Origin of the sequence: Brucella tritici (assembly GCF_008932285.1) — a bacterium.
Lineage (GTDB): Bacteria > Pseudomonadota > Alphaproteobacteria > Rhizobiales > Rhizobiaceae > Brucella > Brucella tritici.
This window is the reverse complement of the sequence record NZ_WBVY01000006.1, coordinates 123304-138746: the sequence shown is the minus strand read 5'-3', so window position 1 is coordinate 138746 and position 15443 is coordinate 123304. Positions and strand designations below refer to the sequence as shown.

Below are 15443 nucleotides of genomic sequence, written 5' to 3'. Positions count from 1 at the left end.
GGGGAACCTTAGTGGTTATCTCGCGGCAGGCCACGCGTATGCGCGATGTCCTGATACTTGACCGCGTTTTCGAGAACTGCACCGGTTTCCATCTGGCCGACAACGGCGCGCTGGATTTCCTGCCACGGCGTCTGGCTTTCCGGATATTTGTAGCCACCGGAAGCTTCCAGCGCCTTGCGACGCTCGGCCAGTTCTTCGTCAGAGATCAGAATGTCTGCGCTGCCGCGACCAAGATCGATACGCACGCGGTCGCCGGTCTTGAGAATTGCCAGACCGCCGCCAGCGGCAGCTTCCGGTGAGGCATTGAGGATCGAAGGCGAACCCGACGTGCCCGACTGGCGACCGTCGCCGATGCATGGCAGTGAGCTGATACCCTTTTTCAGAAGGTAATTCGGCGCGCGCATGTTGACGACTTCCGCCGCACCTGGATAACCGATGGGGCCAGCGCCACGCATGAACAGCACCGTATTCTCGTCGATTTCCAGCGCCGGATCGTCGATGCGGTGATGATAATCTTCCGGTCCGTCAAACACGACCGCCTTGCCTTCAAAGGCATTCGGGTCCTTGTCGTCGGACAGGTAGCGGTTGCGGAACTCGTCCGAAATCACGCTGAGCTTCATGATCGCCGACGAGAACAGATTGCCGCGCAACACGCGGAAACCGGCATGCTTCTTCAGCGGCTGGTCGTAGGTCTTGATGACATTGCCGTCTTCGATGGTCGCGTTCTTGCAGTTCTCGCCGATGGTCTTGCCGTTGACGGTCAGCGCATCCTCATTGATGAGGCCCTGCCCCATCAACTGATTGACGACGGCCGGTACGCCACCGGCATGGTAATAGTCCTCACCGAGATATTCACCGGCAGGCTGCAGATTGACCAGAAGCGGAATTTCCTCGCCATATTTCTGCCAGTCATCAACCGTCAGTTCCACGCCTACATGACGCGCCAAAGCGTTCAGATGGATCGGCGCATTGGTCGAACCGCCGATGGCGGAATTGACGCGGATGGCATTGACAAAGGCATCCTTGGTCAGAATATCCGATGGCTTCAAATCCTCATGCACCATTTCCACGATGCGGCGTCCCGAAAGATAAGCAACTTCCTGACGGTCACGATAAGGAGCCGGAATGGCGGCGGAGCCCGGAAGCTGCATGCCGAGCGCTTCGGCGAGTGAGTTCATCGTCGTGGCCGTGCCCATCGTATTGCAATAGCCGGTCGATGGAGCCGAGGAAGCAACGAGCTTGACGAAGCCCTGATAGTCGATTTCGCCCTTGGCAAGCAGCTCGCGCGCCTTCCAGACGATGGTGCCGGAACCTGTGCGTTCGCCACGGAACCAGCCATTGAGCATCGGACCCACCGACAGCGCAATCGCCGGAATATTGACGGTTGCAGCTGCCATCAGGCAGGCAGGCGTGGTCTTGTCACAGCCGATTGTCAGCACGACACCATCAAGCGGATAGCCATAAAGCACTTCCACGAGGCCAAGATAGGCAAGGTTGCGGTCCAGACCTGCTGTCGGGCGCTTGCCGGTTTCCTGAATAGGATGAACCGGAAATTCAATGACAATGCCGCCCGCCTCGCGAACGCCCTCACGGACGCGCTTGGCCAGTTCCAGATGATGACGATTGCAAGGTGAGAGGTCGGAACCCGTCTGCGCAATGCCGATGATCGGGCGACCGGACTGCAACTCTTCCTGGCTCAGGCCATAATTCATGTAGCGCTCCAGATAGAGCGCCGTCATATCGACATTATCAGGATTGTCGAACCAGGCGCGCGAGCGGAGCTTTAGCGTTTTCGGAGAGACGGGCTTGTTCATTTCATTGTCCTGCGTGGGTGAGAGGCCGCGTTACGACAACCTCGATTCCTAATCTTCAAAAGCTTCGACGACATGCCGCTTTCCGAGCAGAAACGCATCGGCCACATGGGTCAGTGGAGCGAGATCAACATCCGAACGCCCCGCGCCGATCAATTGCACGAAACGCTTGTAAAGTCGTTGATATTCGCGGTCCGGCTCGGCCATTTTCTCCACGCCTGCGATGGTCAGGCGGCTACCGCCATGGCTGAGAAGCAGCGTTCCTTTATCGGTCTCAACACGAATATCCCATGTCTGCGGACCCGTCTGGCGCCAGTCGAGTTCGAACGAAACCGGTATGCCGCTTTCCGTCTGAAACTTGAGATCGGCTGCGATGGGTGCCGCACGGTTTTCGGGAAAATAAAGATCGGATTGCGTGAGAAAGAAGCGCTCCGGCAAAATATGCGTGACGATGGAAAGCGCATTAATGCCTGGGTCGAACACACCGAGACCACCCGGCTCCCAGATCCATTGCTGGCCGGGATGCCAATGGCGCACATCCTCTTTCCACGACACGGCAACAGACTTGATTGCAGCGCCTTTCAGAAATTCGCGGGCAGGTTCAACGGCCGCGGCTTCGCGCGAATGCCATGTCGCATAAAGCGTAACGCCCTGCTTTTCAGCAAAACGCGTCAGCGCCTGCACTTCCGAAATGGTTGCACCCGGAGGCTTCTCCAGCATCACATGCTTGCGCGCCTTCAAGGCTGCGTAGGCCTGGCTAAAGCGCCCTTGCGGCGGCGTGCAGAGCGACACCGCGTCAATGGCAACGTCATTGCCCAGCAGCTCATCGATGTCGTGAAAAGACGGCAGGCCGTCCAGCCCGGCATTGCGACTGGCAATGGCTTTCAGCTCAATGCCATCGACGGCTTCAATAGACGGCAGATGCTGGTCACGCGCAATCTTGCCCAGACCGACGATTGCGAGAGCGATGTTCGGTTCCGCCGCCATGTTCAAAGCGCCTTCACGACAAGGTTTTTAGCTGCTGCCTGAGCCAGCCTGTTGACCAGCGGATAACGGAACGGCTTGGCGGAAATCTCGAACTGGTCACCAGCTTCCGTCTTCACGCCTTCTGAGAAAGACAAGGTTGCCGTGCCAAAGAAATGAACATGAATGTCGCCCGGACGGCGGAACAGCTCATATTTGAAATGATGGTGTTCCAGATTGGCAATCGTGTGCGACATGTTCGCTTCGCCTGACAGGAACGGCTTTTCGAAGATCACCTCATTGCCGCGACGAATGCGCGAAACGCCTTCCACGTGGTCAGGCAAGCTGCCCACATAAAGCTCTGGTCCCAGCGACGCCTGACGCAGCTTGGAATGGGCAAGCCAGAGATAATTCTGCTTTTCGGTCACATGGTCGGAAAATTCATTGGCAAGGCAGAAGCCGAGCCGGAACGGCGTACCATCCGGGCCAATCAGATAGATGCCTGCAAGCTCCGGCTCTTCGCCACCATCTTCGGCGAAGGAAGGCGAAACCAGTTCACCACCGGTTGCTACAAGCGCCGAACCATCACCCTTGTAGAACCATTCCGGCTGCACGCCGGTCTCGCCCGGCTTCGGCTTGCCGCCTTCGACACCCATCAGGAACATGCGCATGGAATCGGTCGGCTTTTCGGCAGCCTGTGCTGCCTTATGCATCTTGTCGCGACCATCGGCGGAACCCAGATGCGTCAACCCAGTACCGGCAACGATGAGATGTGCCGGATCGGCATGTGTAATCGGCAGACCGACACGGCCCGCAGCCAGAGCAGCGTCAATATCGACCGCCTCGCCCTGACCGCTGCGTGCGACTTGCTCCTCAAGGCTGATACCCGCTGCAATTGCCGCCGTGGCCAGCTCATAGGTCGTTGCCACGCCCTTGACGACATGCGCCGCTCCCTCACCATTGCAGGCAGCCACACACATTTCTCCGCCTTCATCGCGGAACTGGACCAGACGTAACATTAAACCTCCCATTTTCCGCATACCCGTTGCGGAATTCACCCCGACCGCTTGAAAAACACCATAAGGCGCCAATTTACGGTTCGTGTTATTAATATGACTATTTTGCCGTAACCTGCTTTGTCAAGCAAGCTGATGCCCCTTCAGGAGCAGTTCATGAAGAGCAGATGGGCATAGCAAACACAAGCCATTGTTTTATATTTATAAATGGGAATATTGCCCGTTTGTCGCACCGGCATTTTGTTGGGAAATGTCGAAAGGTGCTTGCCATAAAGTAATATTATATGCTTCATAAATGCGAAGGCCGGGAGGGCCTTATTGGGAGGAACTATCATGAAACGCAGTTTGACGGCCCTGACGGCCGCCCTGATCTCTGCATCGTCTTTTGCCCTGATTTCGAGCGCATCCGCTGCATCACTGACGGTTGGCTTTTCGCAGATCGGTTCGGAATCGGGCTGGCGTGCCGCAGAAACGGCCTTGACCAAGCAGGAAGCCGAAAAGCGCGGCTATACGCTGAAATTCGCCGATGCCCAGCAGAAGCAGGAAAACCAGATCAAGGCCGTTCGCGGCTTCATCGCTCAAGGGGTCGATGCGATCCTCATCGCACCGGTGGTCTCCACGGGTTGGGACGCAGTTCTGAAGGAAGCCAAGGAAGCCGAAATTCCGGTCGTCCTGCTCGACCGTCAGATCGATTCGCCGGAAGACCTTTATCTGACCGCCGTTACCTCCGATCAGGTTCATGAAGGCAAGGTCGCCGGCGACTGGCTGGTGAAGGATGTGGGTGACAAGCCGTGCAATGTGGTCGAGCTTCAGGGCACCACCGGCTCCTCGCCCGCCATCAACCGCAAGAAGGGCTTTGAAGACGCCATCAAGGGTCACGACAACATCAAGATTTCCCGCTCGCAGACGGGTGACTTCACCCGCACCAAGGGCAAGGAAGTCATGGAAAGCTTCATCAAGGCCGAGGGTGGCGGTAAGAACATCTGCGCCGTCTACGCTCATAATGACGATATGGCTGTCGGCGCCATTCAGGCGATCAAGGAAGCTGGCTTGAAGCCGGGCACCGAGATCAAAATCGTGTCGATCGACTCCGTGCCGGACATCTTCCAGGCCATGGCGAACGGCGAAGCCAACGCGACCGTCGAACTGACGCCGAACATGGCAGGCCCGGCCTTCGACGCGATTGAAGCCTTCAAGGACAAGGGCACCGTTCCGCCAAAGTGGATCCAGACAGAATCGAAGCTCTACACGCAGGCTGACGACCCGAAGGCCGTCTATGAAGCCAAGAAGGGTCTCGGCTACTGATCCTCTCGTCCTCGGGCCGCGTTTGTCGCGGCCCGGAATGACCTTTGCAAAATGCAATGGAAGACTGCCATGGCTGCAAAAGACGCTCCATCGGCGGCCGCAATGCCGCTTCTTGAAGCCCGTTCGATCACCAAATCCTTTCTGGGCGTGACCGCGCTCGACCATGTCGATTTCATGCTCAACCGGGGTGAAATCCATGCATTGCTCGGCGAAAACGGCGCTGGCAAATCCACGCTCATCAAGATTTTGACCGGCGCCTATCACGGCTTCGACGGTTCGATCCTGCTTGAGGGCCAGCCGATTGCGCCCGCCTCCGTGGCGGAAGCGCAGACGCTCGGCATCGGCACGGTCTATCAGGAGGTCAACCTTCTCGAAAATCTGACGGTTGCAGAGAACCTGTTTCTGGGACGCCAGCCGAAACGTTTCGGACTGGTTGACCGGGGCCGGATGGAAAAGGATGCGGCGAACCTTCTTTCCCGCTATGGCCTCACCATCGATGTCGGCGTGCCTCTGTCCGCCTATTCAGTCGCCATCCGCCAGATCATCGCGATTGCACGTGCCGTCGATCTCTCGGGCAAGGTGCTCGTCCTTGACGAACCGACCGCCAGTCTCGATGCACGCGAAGTCGAGATGCTGTTCGGCGTGCTGCGCCAGTTGAAGGCAGAAGGCCTCGGCATCATCGTCATCACCCATTTTCTGGATCAGGTCTATGCCATCGCTGATTGCGCCACCGTATTGCGCAACGGACGGCTGGTCGGCAGCCGCAACCTGTCGGAACTGCCGCGCACCGATCTCATTTCCATGATGCTCGGCCACCAGTTGCAGGAAACTGTGCGCCGCCAGCTGACCGAGGAAGTAAGCCGCGACACGGTTGCCCCGATCCGTTTTGCAGGCTTCGGCAGACAAGGCAGCGTTGCGCCGTTCGATCTCTCGATCAAGCCCGGAGAAGCCGTTGGCATTGCCGGCCTGCTCGGTTCCGGCCGCACCGAAACCGCTCTTTTGATGTTCGGCGTCGATCAGACTGATAGTGGCACCTTGACCGTCGACGGAAAGGAAACAAGGCTTCCCTCGCCCGTTGCGGCGATCGGTGAGCGCTTCGCTTTCTGTCCGGAGGAACGCAAGACAGACGGCATCATCGGTGACTTCTCGATGGCGGAAAACATTGCGCTGGCGGTTCAGGCGAAGCGCGGCTGGTCCAGACCGATTTCATCACGCGAGAAGACGGCGCTTGCGCAGCGATACATCAAGGCGCTCGATATTCGCCCGCCGGATCCTGACAAGCCGATCAAATTCCTGTCCGGCGGCAACCAGCAGAAGGCCATACTGGCACGCTGGCTTGCCACCGATCCCCGCCTGCTGATCCTCGATGAGCCGACGCGCGGCATCGATATCGGTGCCCATGCCGAAATCCTGAAGCTCATCGGCGAACTTTGCGCTGAAGGCATGTCGCTGGTCATCATCTCTTCGGAATTCGAGGAGCTTGCCGCCGTCGCCAATCGCGTCATCGTCCTGTCCGACCGTCGCCATGTGGCGGAACTGAAGGGCGATGAAATCACTGCCGACAATATTGTGCGTGCAATCGCTGAGACCGGAAGCGAAAAGGAAGCTGCAGCATGATTGCCCGCATGACCAGAAAACTCAAAAGACTGGTGCCGCAATTGGCCGCCCTTGTGCTCATTCTGGTGGTGAACACCATCATCGCACCCGGCTTTCTCGACATTTCTTTCCAGAACGGACGGCTCTATGGAAGCCTGATCGATATTCTGGTGCGTGCAGCGCCCGTTGCCATTCTGGCCGTTGGCATGACGCTGGTAATCGCAACGCGCGGCATTGATCTGTCGGTCGGTGCAGTCATGGCAATCAGCGGTGCCTTTGCCGCATCGCTCATCGTCGCGGGCTATCCGCTTGCATTCGTCATTCCGGCAGCACTTGGCGTGGGCCTTCTGTGTGGCTTGTGGAACGGCTTTCTGGTTGCGGTCTTCGATATCCAGCCGATCATCGCAACGCTTATCCTGATGGTGGCAGGTCGCGGCATCGCACAGCTTATCACCGAAGGCGCGATCCTGACCTTCAACAATGATTCCTTTGCAGCGCTTGGCTCCGGCTCCTTCCTCGGCATTCCGATCCCGGTCCTGATATGGATTCTGGCCGGTCTGGTCGTGGGCGTTGCAGTGCGCACCAGTGCGCTTGGCTTCCTGATCGAGGCGACCGGGATCAACCGCCGCGCAGCGATGCTGGCGGGGGTCAAGGCGCGCTTTCTCCTGTTCAGCGTCTATGCGGTTTCCGGCATTGGCGCTGCCCTTGCAGGGCTTATCGCGGCTGCGGATATTCGCGGCGCGGATGCCAACAATGCCGGGCTGTGGCTTGAACTCGACGCCATTCTGGCCGTCGTCATCGGTGGCACCTCGCTCAATGGCGGGCGTTTCTCGATCATGGCCTCGCTGCTCGGTGCGCTCATCATCCAGTCGATCAACACAGGCATCCTGATGGCGGGCTTTCCGCCGGAATTCAACCTCATCATCAAGGCCGTCATCATCGTGATCGTGCTCACCTTCCAGTCGCCGGCCATTGTCCAGCTCATTACCTTCCTGCGCTCGGAGCGCAAGGGCAATGGAGCCAATCCGGTCCACCAGAGCCAGCAGGGAGCACGGCAATGAAGGCACTGCGCAATCTGCCTTTCCTGACCACGGTTGCAATCTTCCTGCTCGCCTATGCGATCTGCATCGTCCAGTTTCCGAACATGCTGTCGACGCGGGTGATCGGCAATCTTCTGACCGACAATGCCTTCCTCGGCATAGCCGCTGTCGGCATGACATTCGTGATCCTCTCCGGCGGCATCGACCTTTCGGTCGGTTCGGTCATCGCCTTCACCAGCGTCTTCGTCGCCGTGCTAGTCGGGCAGCTCGGCGTGCATCCGCTTGTGGCTTTCGCGCTCATACTGGTGATCGCGGCATTGTTCGGGGCGTGGATGGGCGTGATGATCCATTTCTTGCGGATCCCGCCTTTCGTGGCCACACTTGCGGGCATGTTTCTGGCGCGCGGCGCGGCCTTCCTCATCTCGACGCAATCCGTGCCCATCGCGCATCCGTTTCTCGACACCTTGCAGGGGCTTTATTTCCGCCTGCCGGGCGGCGGTAGGCTGACATTCATCGCCATGGTCATGCTTGCGGTCTTCATTGTCGGCGGCATCATCGCCCATCGCACGCGCTTCGGTGCCAATATCTACGCGCTTGGCGGCAACCAGCAGTCGGCGGAGCTGATGGGCGTTCCGATTGCCCGCACGACAATCGGCATCTATACGATGTCAGGTATCCTTTCCGGCCTCGCCGGGATCGTCTATACGCTTTATACGTCATCCGGCTATTCGCTGGCGACGGTGGGGGTAGAACTGGACGCCATCGCTTCGGTGGTGATCGGCGGGACATTGCTGACAGGTGGCGCGGGCCTTGTGGCCGGAACATTCGTCGGCATTCTCATACAGGGGCTGATCCAGACATATATTGTTTTCGACGGAACGCTGTCTTCCTGGTGGACGAAAATAGCAATCGGTATATTGCTGTTCCTGTTCATTGCTCTGCAACGAGGACTTGCGTGGTTCTCGGATCTAAGGCGCATCCCGAAAAGTGGAAACCGGTTTTCGGGCAAGATGCGCGTTGAAACAAATAGCTAGCCAGGCAACGAATGAAGGAGGCCTGAATTGGGATTGCTGGAAACGGCCATAACCGGACGCAAGCGCCATAACAGCCACGCAGTCGTGGTGGGTGAACTGGGCCGCGGCATCGTCGCGGGAACCATTCCTGCAGGGTCCATCCTTCCGGGAGACCATGAATTGTCGCTGCGCTTCGGCGTTTCCCGCACGGTTCTGCGCGAAGCAATGAAAACCCTTGCCGCCAAGCGTCTCATCGAACCCAAGGCCAAGGTTGGCACACGCGTTCTGGGCCATGCAAGCTGGAACTTCTTCGATCCCGACGTGCTGACATGGCGCTTCGAGGCAGGCTTCGATGAAGTCTTCGTGGATCATCTGGCCGAAATGCGCATGGCGCTGGAACCGGCGGCAGCAGCAGCAGCAGCAGAGCGTGCCACCAGCGACGAGATTGTCGAACTCTATGCGCTCGCCGCCAAGTTCGACGATCCGAACCACACGCCTGAATCCATCGCCAAGGTTGATCTGGAATTCCATCTGGCCATTGCGCGCATGTCCGGCAATCCGTTCATGCGCTCGGTCAGCGGATTGATCGAGGCGGCGCTGGCAATCTCGTTCCAGCTTTCGTCTCCTGCCTCATCGCGGGAAGGTATTGCCGAATGCGCGGCCAATCACCTGCGCATTGCCCACGCCATTGCGTCGCGTGATCCACAGAAGGCACGCCAGGCCATGGAAAGCGTCATCAAGCTCGGCGTCGATCGCATCCGGGATGTGATCTGAAGGTTACGATACCTTCAGATCAAACTGCGGCTCGCCGCGCAGCGTATTACTGACCGTGCAGATTTCCTCGGCCATTTCGGCAAGGCGATGCTTTTCGTCGTCGGTCAAATCACCGTCGAAGTGAAAGGTGATGTTGAACCGTTCGATACGCGACGGTCCTTCATGCGCCTTGTCGCCCTTCACTTCCACCCGCACATCGGTCAGCTTTTCCTTCAGTTCGAGCTTGTTTGCGGCAATGCGCGCGCTGAGCGCCATGCAGGCCGCAACCGACGAATAGATAAGGTCGAGCGGATTGAAGCCCGCCTGACTGACACTGGTGACGATTTCAACCACGCCGCCGGTCGGCGTGGTGATGACAGGCAGCTTTCCATGCGGCATTTCGGCGACGGCGCCCGTCTCGCGGGTTCTGACTTTCAGTTCGCTCATTCCTGAATTCTCCTGTAGTCCACATGCCGTGCCAGCCAGCAGCCGACGGTCATGCCTGTTATCCCGCCTTTGGCATCGCGATGGAAGATAAGTTTCCATTCGCCCGGCGACGGCGCATCCATCGAGCGTTGCACCGGCAGCAGCCAGACATCCGGCCCCGCCTCATAGAGCGAATACATATCGCTCTTGCCGAGAAATCCTTCAAAGGCCCCGTAAAAAGCACCGCCCTCATTGACGATCAGAAGATCGGCCTCAAGTTCGTCGCTGCGATAACGCCCCGCAACATCCTGCTTCGCCGCACCTTGCAGGCGTTGCATCGTCAGGCTCAGATTTTCATCCTCACGCGCCAGATGGATCGTGTCACCATCGCGGCGAATCGTGGTCATCGAGGAACGCGCTTCGTTCTCGCCCACGACGTCCATCATTTCCGGGCCAGTGCCGAAACGTGCCTTCATGCGTCCGCGTCCGGCATCTTCAAGGCTCAGCACGAGGCCGGTTTCATGGTCGAGCCATGAACCGAACCATGCGGCATCAGCTTCCACCCGCACCGGTTCCGATGTGGAAACGCCAAGCGCAATATTCATCAGCTTGAAGGCGACGTCGGACGCCCCGCCCTCAAAATTGAACAAAGCGATTGCCGAGAGACGCTCATCGGCGCAATGCCAGCGCTGGCAGCGCCAGCCGCGCAAAGCACCGCCATGGCCGGTCAGTCGCTTGCCGCCCGTTTCCTCGAATTTGAGGCCAAGACCGTAAGGCGCTGCTGCACCATCGCTGAAAGTCTGCGGTCCGCTCAGGCGACGATAGATTCCATTTTCGTCGTCGCGGGTCGCATCGATGAACTGTTCCCAGGCAATCATGTCGTCCAGCGACGCGCAGATGCCGGCATCGCCCATCCAGTGAAGGCGATTGACGGCAGGCAGGAACCCGCGCACCGTATCGCCCTCATAGCCGATGCATTCGTCGAACAGCGCGGTATCGGGGATAAGCTCCGCTGTCTTCATACCTGCTGGCTGAAAAATGCGTTCCGACAGAAGTTCGATAAGCGTACGGCCTGTATGCTGCTCGATCAAATCAGCCAGAATGCGGAAATTGCCATTGCAGTAGGAATAATGCGTGCCCGGTGCAAAATGCGTGGTCTTCAGGCGGCGCAGCAGGCTTTGTGCCTGTTCGGGCAGAAAGACGCCTTCTGGATCGGCCCCGCACAGAACCGTCAGCGCCCAGTAGTCACGCAGGCCCGACTGGTTGTTGCACAGGTCGCGCACACTGGGGCGCTTTTCCGCAAATTTGTCGAGATAGTCGGCAAGCGCATCGTCAAGAACTTCCGGCTCGCCGACACTGTCGAGCAGAACGGCGCAGGTGAACTGCTTGCTGACGGAGCAGATCGGCATGCGCGTTTCGGGCGTCATCGCCTTGCGCGCGGCAAGATCGGCAAAGCCCCATGCGTGGCGCAATACCACCTTGCCATCTTTCAGCACCGCGACAGCGCCGCCCGGCCCCTTATAATGCTGCGGAATGGTACGAACGAAGGATTCAAGCGCTGAAAGATCTAATTTTGACATGATTGCTCGGGCGACTCAGATGAAAATCAACAGTCGCCACGAGGCATCATTTTGCCCTTTCGATCAAGGCCATGGCCGCATGCGGATTATGCGCCTTATAGCCGCTGATGACATAGAGATAGACATCGCGGGCGACATGATCGGCAACGGGCGGCGTGACGGTCTTCAATCCTTCGGGAAGCTCTCCTGCCGCAATCGCCTTGGCGCGCGCCGCCCACTCGTCGAGATGGCTTTCGCTATAGCCGAGCGGTTCACTTTCTTCTGTGCCCATGATGCGAAGATAGGCGAAAGGCGCGGTCATATCGGCGAACTGCGGAAAGTCGCTGTCGCCTGCAATCACGACGGCCACACCATATTCACGCAGCAGGGCAATGAACTCCGGTGAATTGAAACTGTCGTGGCGCACTTCCACCGCATGACGCACATCGCGCCCGTCGACACGCTTTGGCAGAAGCTTCAAGAAAGCCTCGAAATCTACGGGATCGAACTTCTTTGTTCCCATGAACTGCCAGTTGACGACGCCAAGCTTGTCCTTCAGCTCCATCATGCCGCCGGTCATGAACCGCTCGATGCTCTCGCCCGCCTCCGCCAGCACGCGGCGGTTGGTGGAAAAACGCGGTGCCTTCAATGAAAACACAAAGCCTTCCGGCGTTTCATCGTGCCATTTGGCGAAGGTCGTGGGCTTCTGCGGACCATAATAGGTGCTGTTGATCTCGATGGATGTGAGCTTGCTTGAGGCATATTCGAGCTGGCGCTTCTTCGACAGCTTTTCAGGATAGAAGCTCTTGTCCCACGGTTCATAAGCCCATCCGCCAATACCGACGCGGATCTTGCCTGTGTTTTCCCTGGCCATCGCCATTCCTCCATACCGGTGCATCATGAGTTCATACAGTTTAGTCATGATGTTTAATCTGTATTCGCACCGCTGGCTATGTTCATATCAGCGTGCTTGACTGGGAGGAAAAGCAGACGGTTGAGGGTAAAACTCGGCCGCGAGACTAAGGCCCGGTGCACCTGTCGGCCATTTGGGTGCGTCTGACCATGAGTTCCCGTTCCCCCAAACACATGAATTGTCCGGAATTTCGGGACGATCTTTTTGAAAAGAGGCGGAAAAACCGCCCTTGCAAGGTAAGCCGGAATGGCGAGCCAGACATGGTGAGATTGAGGAAATGCATACAATGACGAGCGAACCCAATGCCCGTACCGGAGGCCAGATTTTGGTGGATGCGCTGCGCATCCATGGGGCCGACCGCGTCTTCTGCGTACCCGGCGAGAGCTATCTCGCCGCGCTTGACGCCTTTCATGATGCCAGCGACGCGATTGACCTGATCGTCTGCCGGCAGGAAGGCGGCGCGGCCTATATGGCGGAAGCCTATGGCAAGCTGACCGGCAAGCCCGGCATCTGCTTCGTCACACGCGGTCCCGGCGCAACCAATGCCTCGGTTGGCGTGCACACGGCTTTTCAGGATTCAACGCCGATGCTGCTCTTCATCGGTCAGGTCGCCAGCGATCAGGTCGAGCGCGAGGCGTTTCAGGAAATCGATTACCGTCGCATGTTCGGCCAGATGGCCAAATGGGTCGTCCAGATCGACGACGCCGCCCGCATTCCGGAACTCGTCAGTCAGGCCTTTCACCGCGCCGTCAACGGACGCCCCGGCCCGGTCGTGATCGCCCTGCCGGAAGATATGCTGACATCCTATGCCGCCATCAGCGACACGCCGGCCTATAAGCAGGTCCAGATGCATCCAGGTGCAGACCAGTTGCAGGACATGCAGGCGCTGCTTTCAAAGGCTGAGCGGCCTCTGGTGATCGTCGGCGGTGGCGGCTGGAATGCCGGAGCCATTGGCGACCTGCAGAAATTTGCCGAAAACATGCATCTGCCCGTCGCAGCGTCCTTCCGCTGCCAGGACATGTTCGACAACACCCACCCGCTTTATGCTGGCGAAATGGGAACCTCGATCAGCCCCAAGCTGGCGCAGCGCGTTCGCGATGCCGATCTGCTGATCGTGATCGGTGCCCGCCTCGGCGAAATGACGACGCAGGGTTACGAACTGGTATCCATTCCGGTGCCGCAGCAGAAGCTCGTCCATATCCATCCGGGCGCAGAAGAACTGGGCCGCGTTTATCATGCAGACGTTCCGGTCAATGCTTCCATGCCTGCCTTCTGTGCGGCAGCGGCAAAGCTTGCGCCGGTTGCCGAGCCGCGCTGGAAGGCATGGACCGACAGCGCCAATGCCGATTACCGCGACAACATCAAGTCGCCGGTCATCCCCGGCGATGTGCAGATGGGCGAAGTGATGGAATGGCTGCGCGCGCATCTGCCCGCCGACGCCATCATCACCAATGGCGCAGGCAACTATTCCGCCTGGCCGCATCGCTTCTACCAGTATCGCACCTATCGCAGCCAGTTGGCACCCACCAACGGCTCGATGGGCTATGGCGTACCGGCTGCCGTCGCAGCCAAGCTCACCGCGCCGGAACGCACGGTTGTTGCCTTTGCAGGCGACGGCTGTTTCCTCATGAACGGTCAGGAACTGGCAACGGCAGCGCAATATGGTGCCAATGCCATCTTCATCGTCGTCAATAACGGCATGTACGGCACGATCCGCATGCACCAGGAACGCACCTATCCGGGCCGCGTTTCCGGCACCGGCCTTGCCAATCCCGACTTCGCAGCGCTTGCCCGCGCCTATGGCCTGCATGGCGAAGTGGTGGAAAAGACTGCTGATTTCGCACCAGCTTTCGAGGCTTGCGAAAAGTCCGGCAAGCCGGGCCTCATCGAAATCCGCATCGATCCCGAAGCGCTTTCACCGAAGATGAGCCTCAGCCAGATGCGCGAGCAGGGGCTCGCCAAGAAACAGTAAAAGCAAAAGAGCCCCGGTTTCCCGGGGCTCTTTCATAGAAGGCTCTGATCTTTACTTTACAGGCGGCGCGTACATCAGCCCGCCTTGGTTCCACAGCGCATTGATGCCGCGGTCGATCTTGAGCAGGCTGCCCTTGCCGATCGTGCGCTCGAACATTTCACCGTAATTACCGATCTTGGAGACGATATTATAGGCCCATTTCGGCTCAAGTCCGAGCTGCTGGCCGCTATCGCCTTCCGAACCGAGGAAACGGCGCACGTCCGGTTTCTTGGAATTGAGGTCCGCTTCCGCCGAAGCCTGCGTAATGCCCAGTTCCTCTGCCTCAAGCATTGCAAACAGGGTCCAGCGAACGATGTTGAACCATTTGTCGTCGCCCTGGCGGACGGCAGGTCCGAGCGGCTCCTTGGAAATCACTTCCGGCAAAACGGTGAATGCATCGGGTTCGGCAAGCTTCAGACGCTGCGCGTAAAGTGCAGACGCATCGGTCGTGTAAACATCACAGCGACCCGTTTCAAACGCCTTCAGGATACCATCGGCAGAATCGATCACCACCGGCTCATATTTGATATTGTTGGCATTGAAATAATCGGCAGCGTTCTGTTCGGTGGTCGTGCCCTGTTCGGTGCAGACCGACGCGCCGTCGAGTTTAAGCGCGCTATCAATGCCCAGATCCTTGCGGATCATGAAGCCCTGACCGTCGTAATAGGCAGTGCCCACGAAATGGACACCCATGCCCGCATCGCGCGAAAGCGTCCAGGTGGTCTGGCGCGAAAGCAGATCGACCGTGCCTGACTGCAACGCAGTGAAGCGCTCCTTGGTCGAAAGGGGAATGAAGCTCACCTTGTCAGGATCGCCGAAGACTGCCGCCGATACAGCGCGGCAGAAATCAATATCGAAGCCGGTCCATTTTCCCTGATCATCGGGCGACGAAAAGCCTGCAACGCCCTGACTGACGCCGCAATTGATCTTGCCGCGCTCCTTCACGGTCGAAAGCGTATCCGCCTGCGCCCCACTTTGAGCAGACAGGGCAAAGCCTGCCGCCAATAACGAACCCAAAACTATCTTTTTCATTGTTC

Annotated in this window: 13 protein-coding genes; 6 read left to right on the top strand and 7 right to left on the bottom strand. The window is 58.4% G+C overall.

Annotated elements, in window-relative coordinates; all coding sequences use genetic code 11:
* Positions 1-8: 8 nt before the first annotated feature.
* Genes F9K94_RS20780 through araD1 form a run of 3 tightly spaced genes read right to left on the bottom strand, consistent with a single transcriptional unit; the run spans position 9 to position 3793 of the window.
* On the bottom strand, positions 9-1814 hold the full coding sequence (locus tag F9K94_RS20780; protein ID WP_151648159.1) for an IlvD/Edd family dehydratase: 1806 nt from the start codon (positions 1812-1814) through the stop codon (positions 9-11).
* 48 nt (positions 1815-1862) lie between these two features.
* The gene (locus F9K94_RS20775) at positions 1863-2798 is read right to left on the bottom strand and encodes a Gfo/Idh/MocA family protein (RefSeq protein ID WP_151648157.1); all 936 of its coding nucleotides are present in this window, start codon (positions 2796-2798) and stop codon (positions 1863-1865) included.
* 2 nt (positions 2799-2800) lie between these two features.
* The gene (gene araD1 / locus F9K94_RS20770; RefSeq protein WP_151648155.1) at positions 2801-3793 is read right to left on the bottom strand and encodes an AraD1 family protein; all 993 of its coding nucleotides are present in this window, start codon (positions 3791-3793) and stop codon (positions 2801-2803) included.
* 330 nt (positions 3794-4123) lie between these two features.
* Between araD1 and ytfQ the strand changes: the two genes are divergently transcribed.
* The 5 genes from ytfQ (at position 4124) to F9K94_RS20745 (ending at position 9518) form a co-directional block, all read left to right on the top strand.
* Positions 4124-5095: a galactofuranose ABC transporter, galactofuranose-binding protein YtfQ gene (gene ytfQ, locus F9K94_RS20765; RefSeq protein WP_061345806.1), complete on the top strand. Its 972-nt coding sequence runs from the start codon at positions 4124-4126 to the stop codon at positions 5093-5095.
* Between the two features lie 69 nt (positions 5096-5164).
* Entirely contained in the window at positions 5165-6712 is a 1548-nt protein-coding gene (locus F9K94_RS20760) for a sugar ABC transporter ATP-binding protein (RefSeq protein ID WP_151648153.1), read from the top strand.
* Positions 6709-7752, top strand: coding sequence for an ABC transporter permease (locus F9K94_RS20755; protein ID WP_151648151.1), 1044 nt, complete (start codon positions 6709-6711; stop codon positions 7750-7752). The genes F9K94_RS20760 and F9K94_RS20755 overlap by 4 nt, the downstream gene beginning before the upstream one ends.
* Complete coding sequence (yjfF, locus tag F9K94_RS20750) at positions 7749-8765, top strand: galactofuranose ABC transporter, permease protein YjfF (protein ID WP_151648149.1); 1017 nt, start codon at positions 7749-7751, stop codon at positions 8763-8765. The genes F9K94_RS20755 and yjfF overlap by 4 nt, the downstream gene beginning before the upstream one ends.
* Positions 8766-8792: 27 nt before the next feature.
* The gene (locus F9K94_RS20745) at positions 8793-9518 is read left to right on the top strand and encodes a FadR/GntR family transcriptional regulator (RefSeq protein WP_151555994.1); all 726 of its coding nucleotides are present in this window, start codon (positions 8793-8795) and stop codon (positions 9516-9518) included.
* Between the two features lie 3 nt (positions 9519-9521).
* On the opposite strand, the gene F9K94_RS20740 is transcribed toward F9K94_RS20745, so the two are convergent.
* From F9K94_RS20740 to F9K94_RS20730, 3 genes are read right to left on the bottom strand one after another with little or no spacing between them, the layout of a single operon-like run.
* On the bottom strand, positions 9522-9944 hold the full coding sequence (locus tag F9K94_RS20740) for an OsmC family protein (RefSeq protein ID WP_061345802.1): 423 nt from the start codon (positions 9942-9944) through the stop codon (positions 9522-9524).
* Positions 9941-11503 carry a D-aminopeptidase gene (locus F9K94_RS20735; RefSeq protein ID WP_151648147.1) on the bottom strand — a complete coding sequence of 521 codons (1563 nt, stop codon included), beginning with the start codon at positions 11501-11503 and terminating at the stop codon, positions 9941-9943. The genes F9K94_RS20740 and F9K94_RS20735 overlap by 4 nt, the downstream gene beginning before the upstream one ends.
* A 46-nt stretch (positions 11504-11549) precedes the next feature.
* Entirely contained in the window at positions 11550-12356 is an 807-nt protein-coding gene (locus F9K94_RS20730) for a DUF72 domain-containing protein (protein ID WP_151648145.1), read from the bottom strand.
* A 325-nt stretch (positions 12357-12681) separates the two neighbouring features.
* Between F9K94_RS20730 and F9K94_RS20725 the strand changes: the two genes are divergently transcribed.
* On the top strand, positions 12682-14367 hold the full coding sequence (locus F9K94_RS20725) for a thiamine pyrophosphate-binding protein (protein ID WP_151648143.1): 1686 nt from the start codon (positions 12682-12684) through the stop codon (positions 14365-14367).
* 51 nt (positions 14368-14418) lie between these two features.
* Here F9K94_RS20725 and F9K94_RS20720 read toward each other — a convergent pair whose 3' ends face one another.
* Positions 14419-15438 carry an amino acid ABC transporter substrate-binding protein gene (locus tag F9K94_RS20720; protein ID WP_061345798.1) on the bottom strand — a complete coding sequence of 340 codons (1020 nt, stop codon included), beginning with the start codon at positions 15436-15438 and terminating at the stop codon, positions 14419-14421.
* Between the last annotated feature and the right edge of the window lie 5 nt (positions 15439-15443).

Excerpts from the sequence above, each read along its gene's own strand:
- F9K94_RS20740 (WP_061345802.1), bottom strand. The coding sequence starts at position 9,944 with ATGAGCGAACTGAAAGTCAGAACCCGCGAGACGGGCGCCGTCGCCGAA.
- F9K94_RS20775 (WP_151648157.1), bottom strand. The coding sequence starts at position 2,798 with ATGGCGGCGGAACCGAACATCGCTCTCGCAATCGTCGGTCTGGGCAAG.
- F9K94_RS20725 (WP_151648143.1), top strand. The coding sequence starts at position 12,682 with ATGACGAGCGAACCCAATGCCCGTACCGGAGGCCAGATTTTGGTGGAT.
- ytfQ (WP_061345806.1), top strand. The coding sequence starts at position 4,124 with ATGAAACGCAGTTTGACGGCCCTGACGGCCGCCCTGATCTCTGCATCG.
- yjfF (WP_151648149.1), top strand. The coding sequence starts at position 7,749 with ATGAAGGCACTGCGCAATCTGCCTTTCCTGACCACGGTTGCAATCTTC.
- F9K94_RS20780 (WP_151648159.1), bottom strand. The coding sequence starts at position 1,814 with ATGAACAAGCCCGTCTCTCCGAAAACGCTAAAGCTCCGCTCGCGCGCC.
- F9K94_RS20720 (WP_061345798.1), bottom strand. The coding sequence starts at position 15,438 with ATGAAAAAGATAGTTTTGGGTTCGTTATTGGCGGCAGGCTTTGCCCTG.
- F9K94_RS20755 (WP_151648151.1), top strand. The coding sequence starts at position 6,709 with ATGATTGCCCGCATGACCAGAAAACTCAAAAGACTGGTGCCGCAATTG.
- F9K94_RS20760 (WP_151648153.1), top strand. The coding sequence starts at position 5,165 with ATGGCTGCAAAAGACGCTCCATCGGCGGCCGCAATGCCGCTTCTTGAA.
- araD1 (WP_151648155.1), bottom strand. The coding sequence starts at position 3,793 with ATGTTACGTCTGGTCCAGTTCCGCGATGAAGGCGGAGAAATGTGTGTG.
- F9K94_RS20730 (WP_151648145.1), bottom strand. The coding sequence starts at position 12,356 with ATGGCCAGGGAAAACACAGGCAAGATCCGCGTCGGTATTGGCGGATGG.
- F9K94_RS20735 (WP_151648147.1), bottom strand. The coding sequence starts at position 11,503 with ATGTCAAAATTAGATCTTTCAGCGCTTGAATCCTTCGTTCGTACCATT.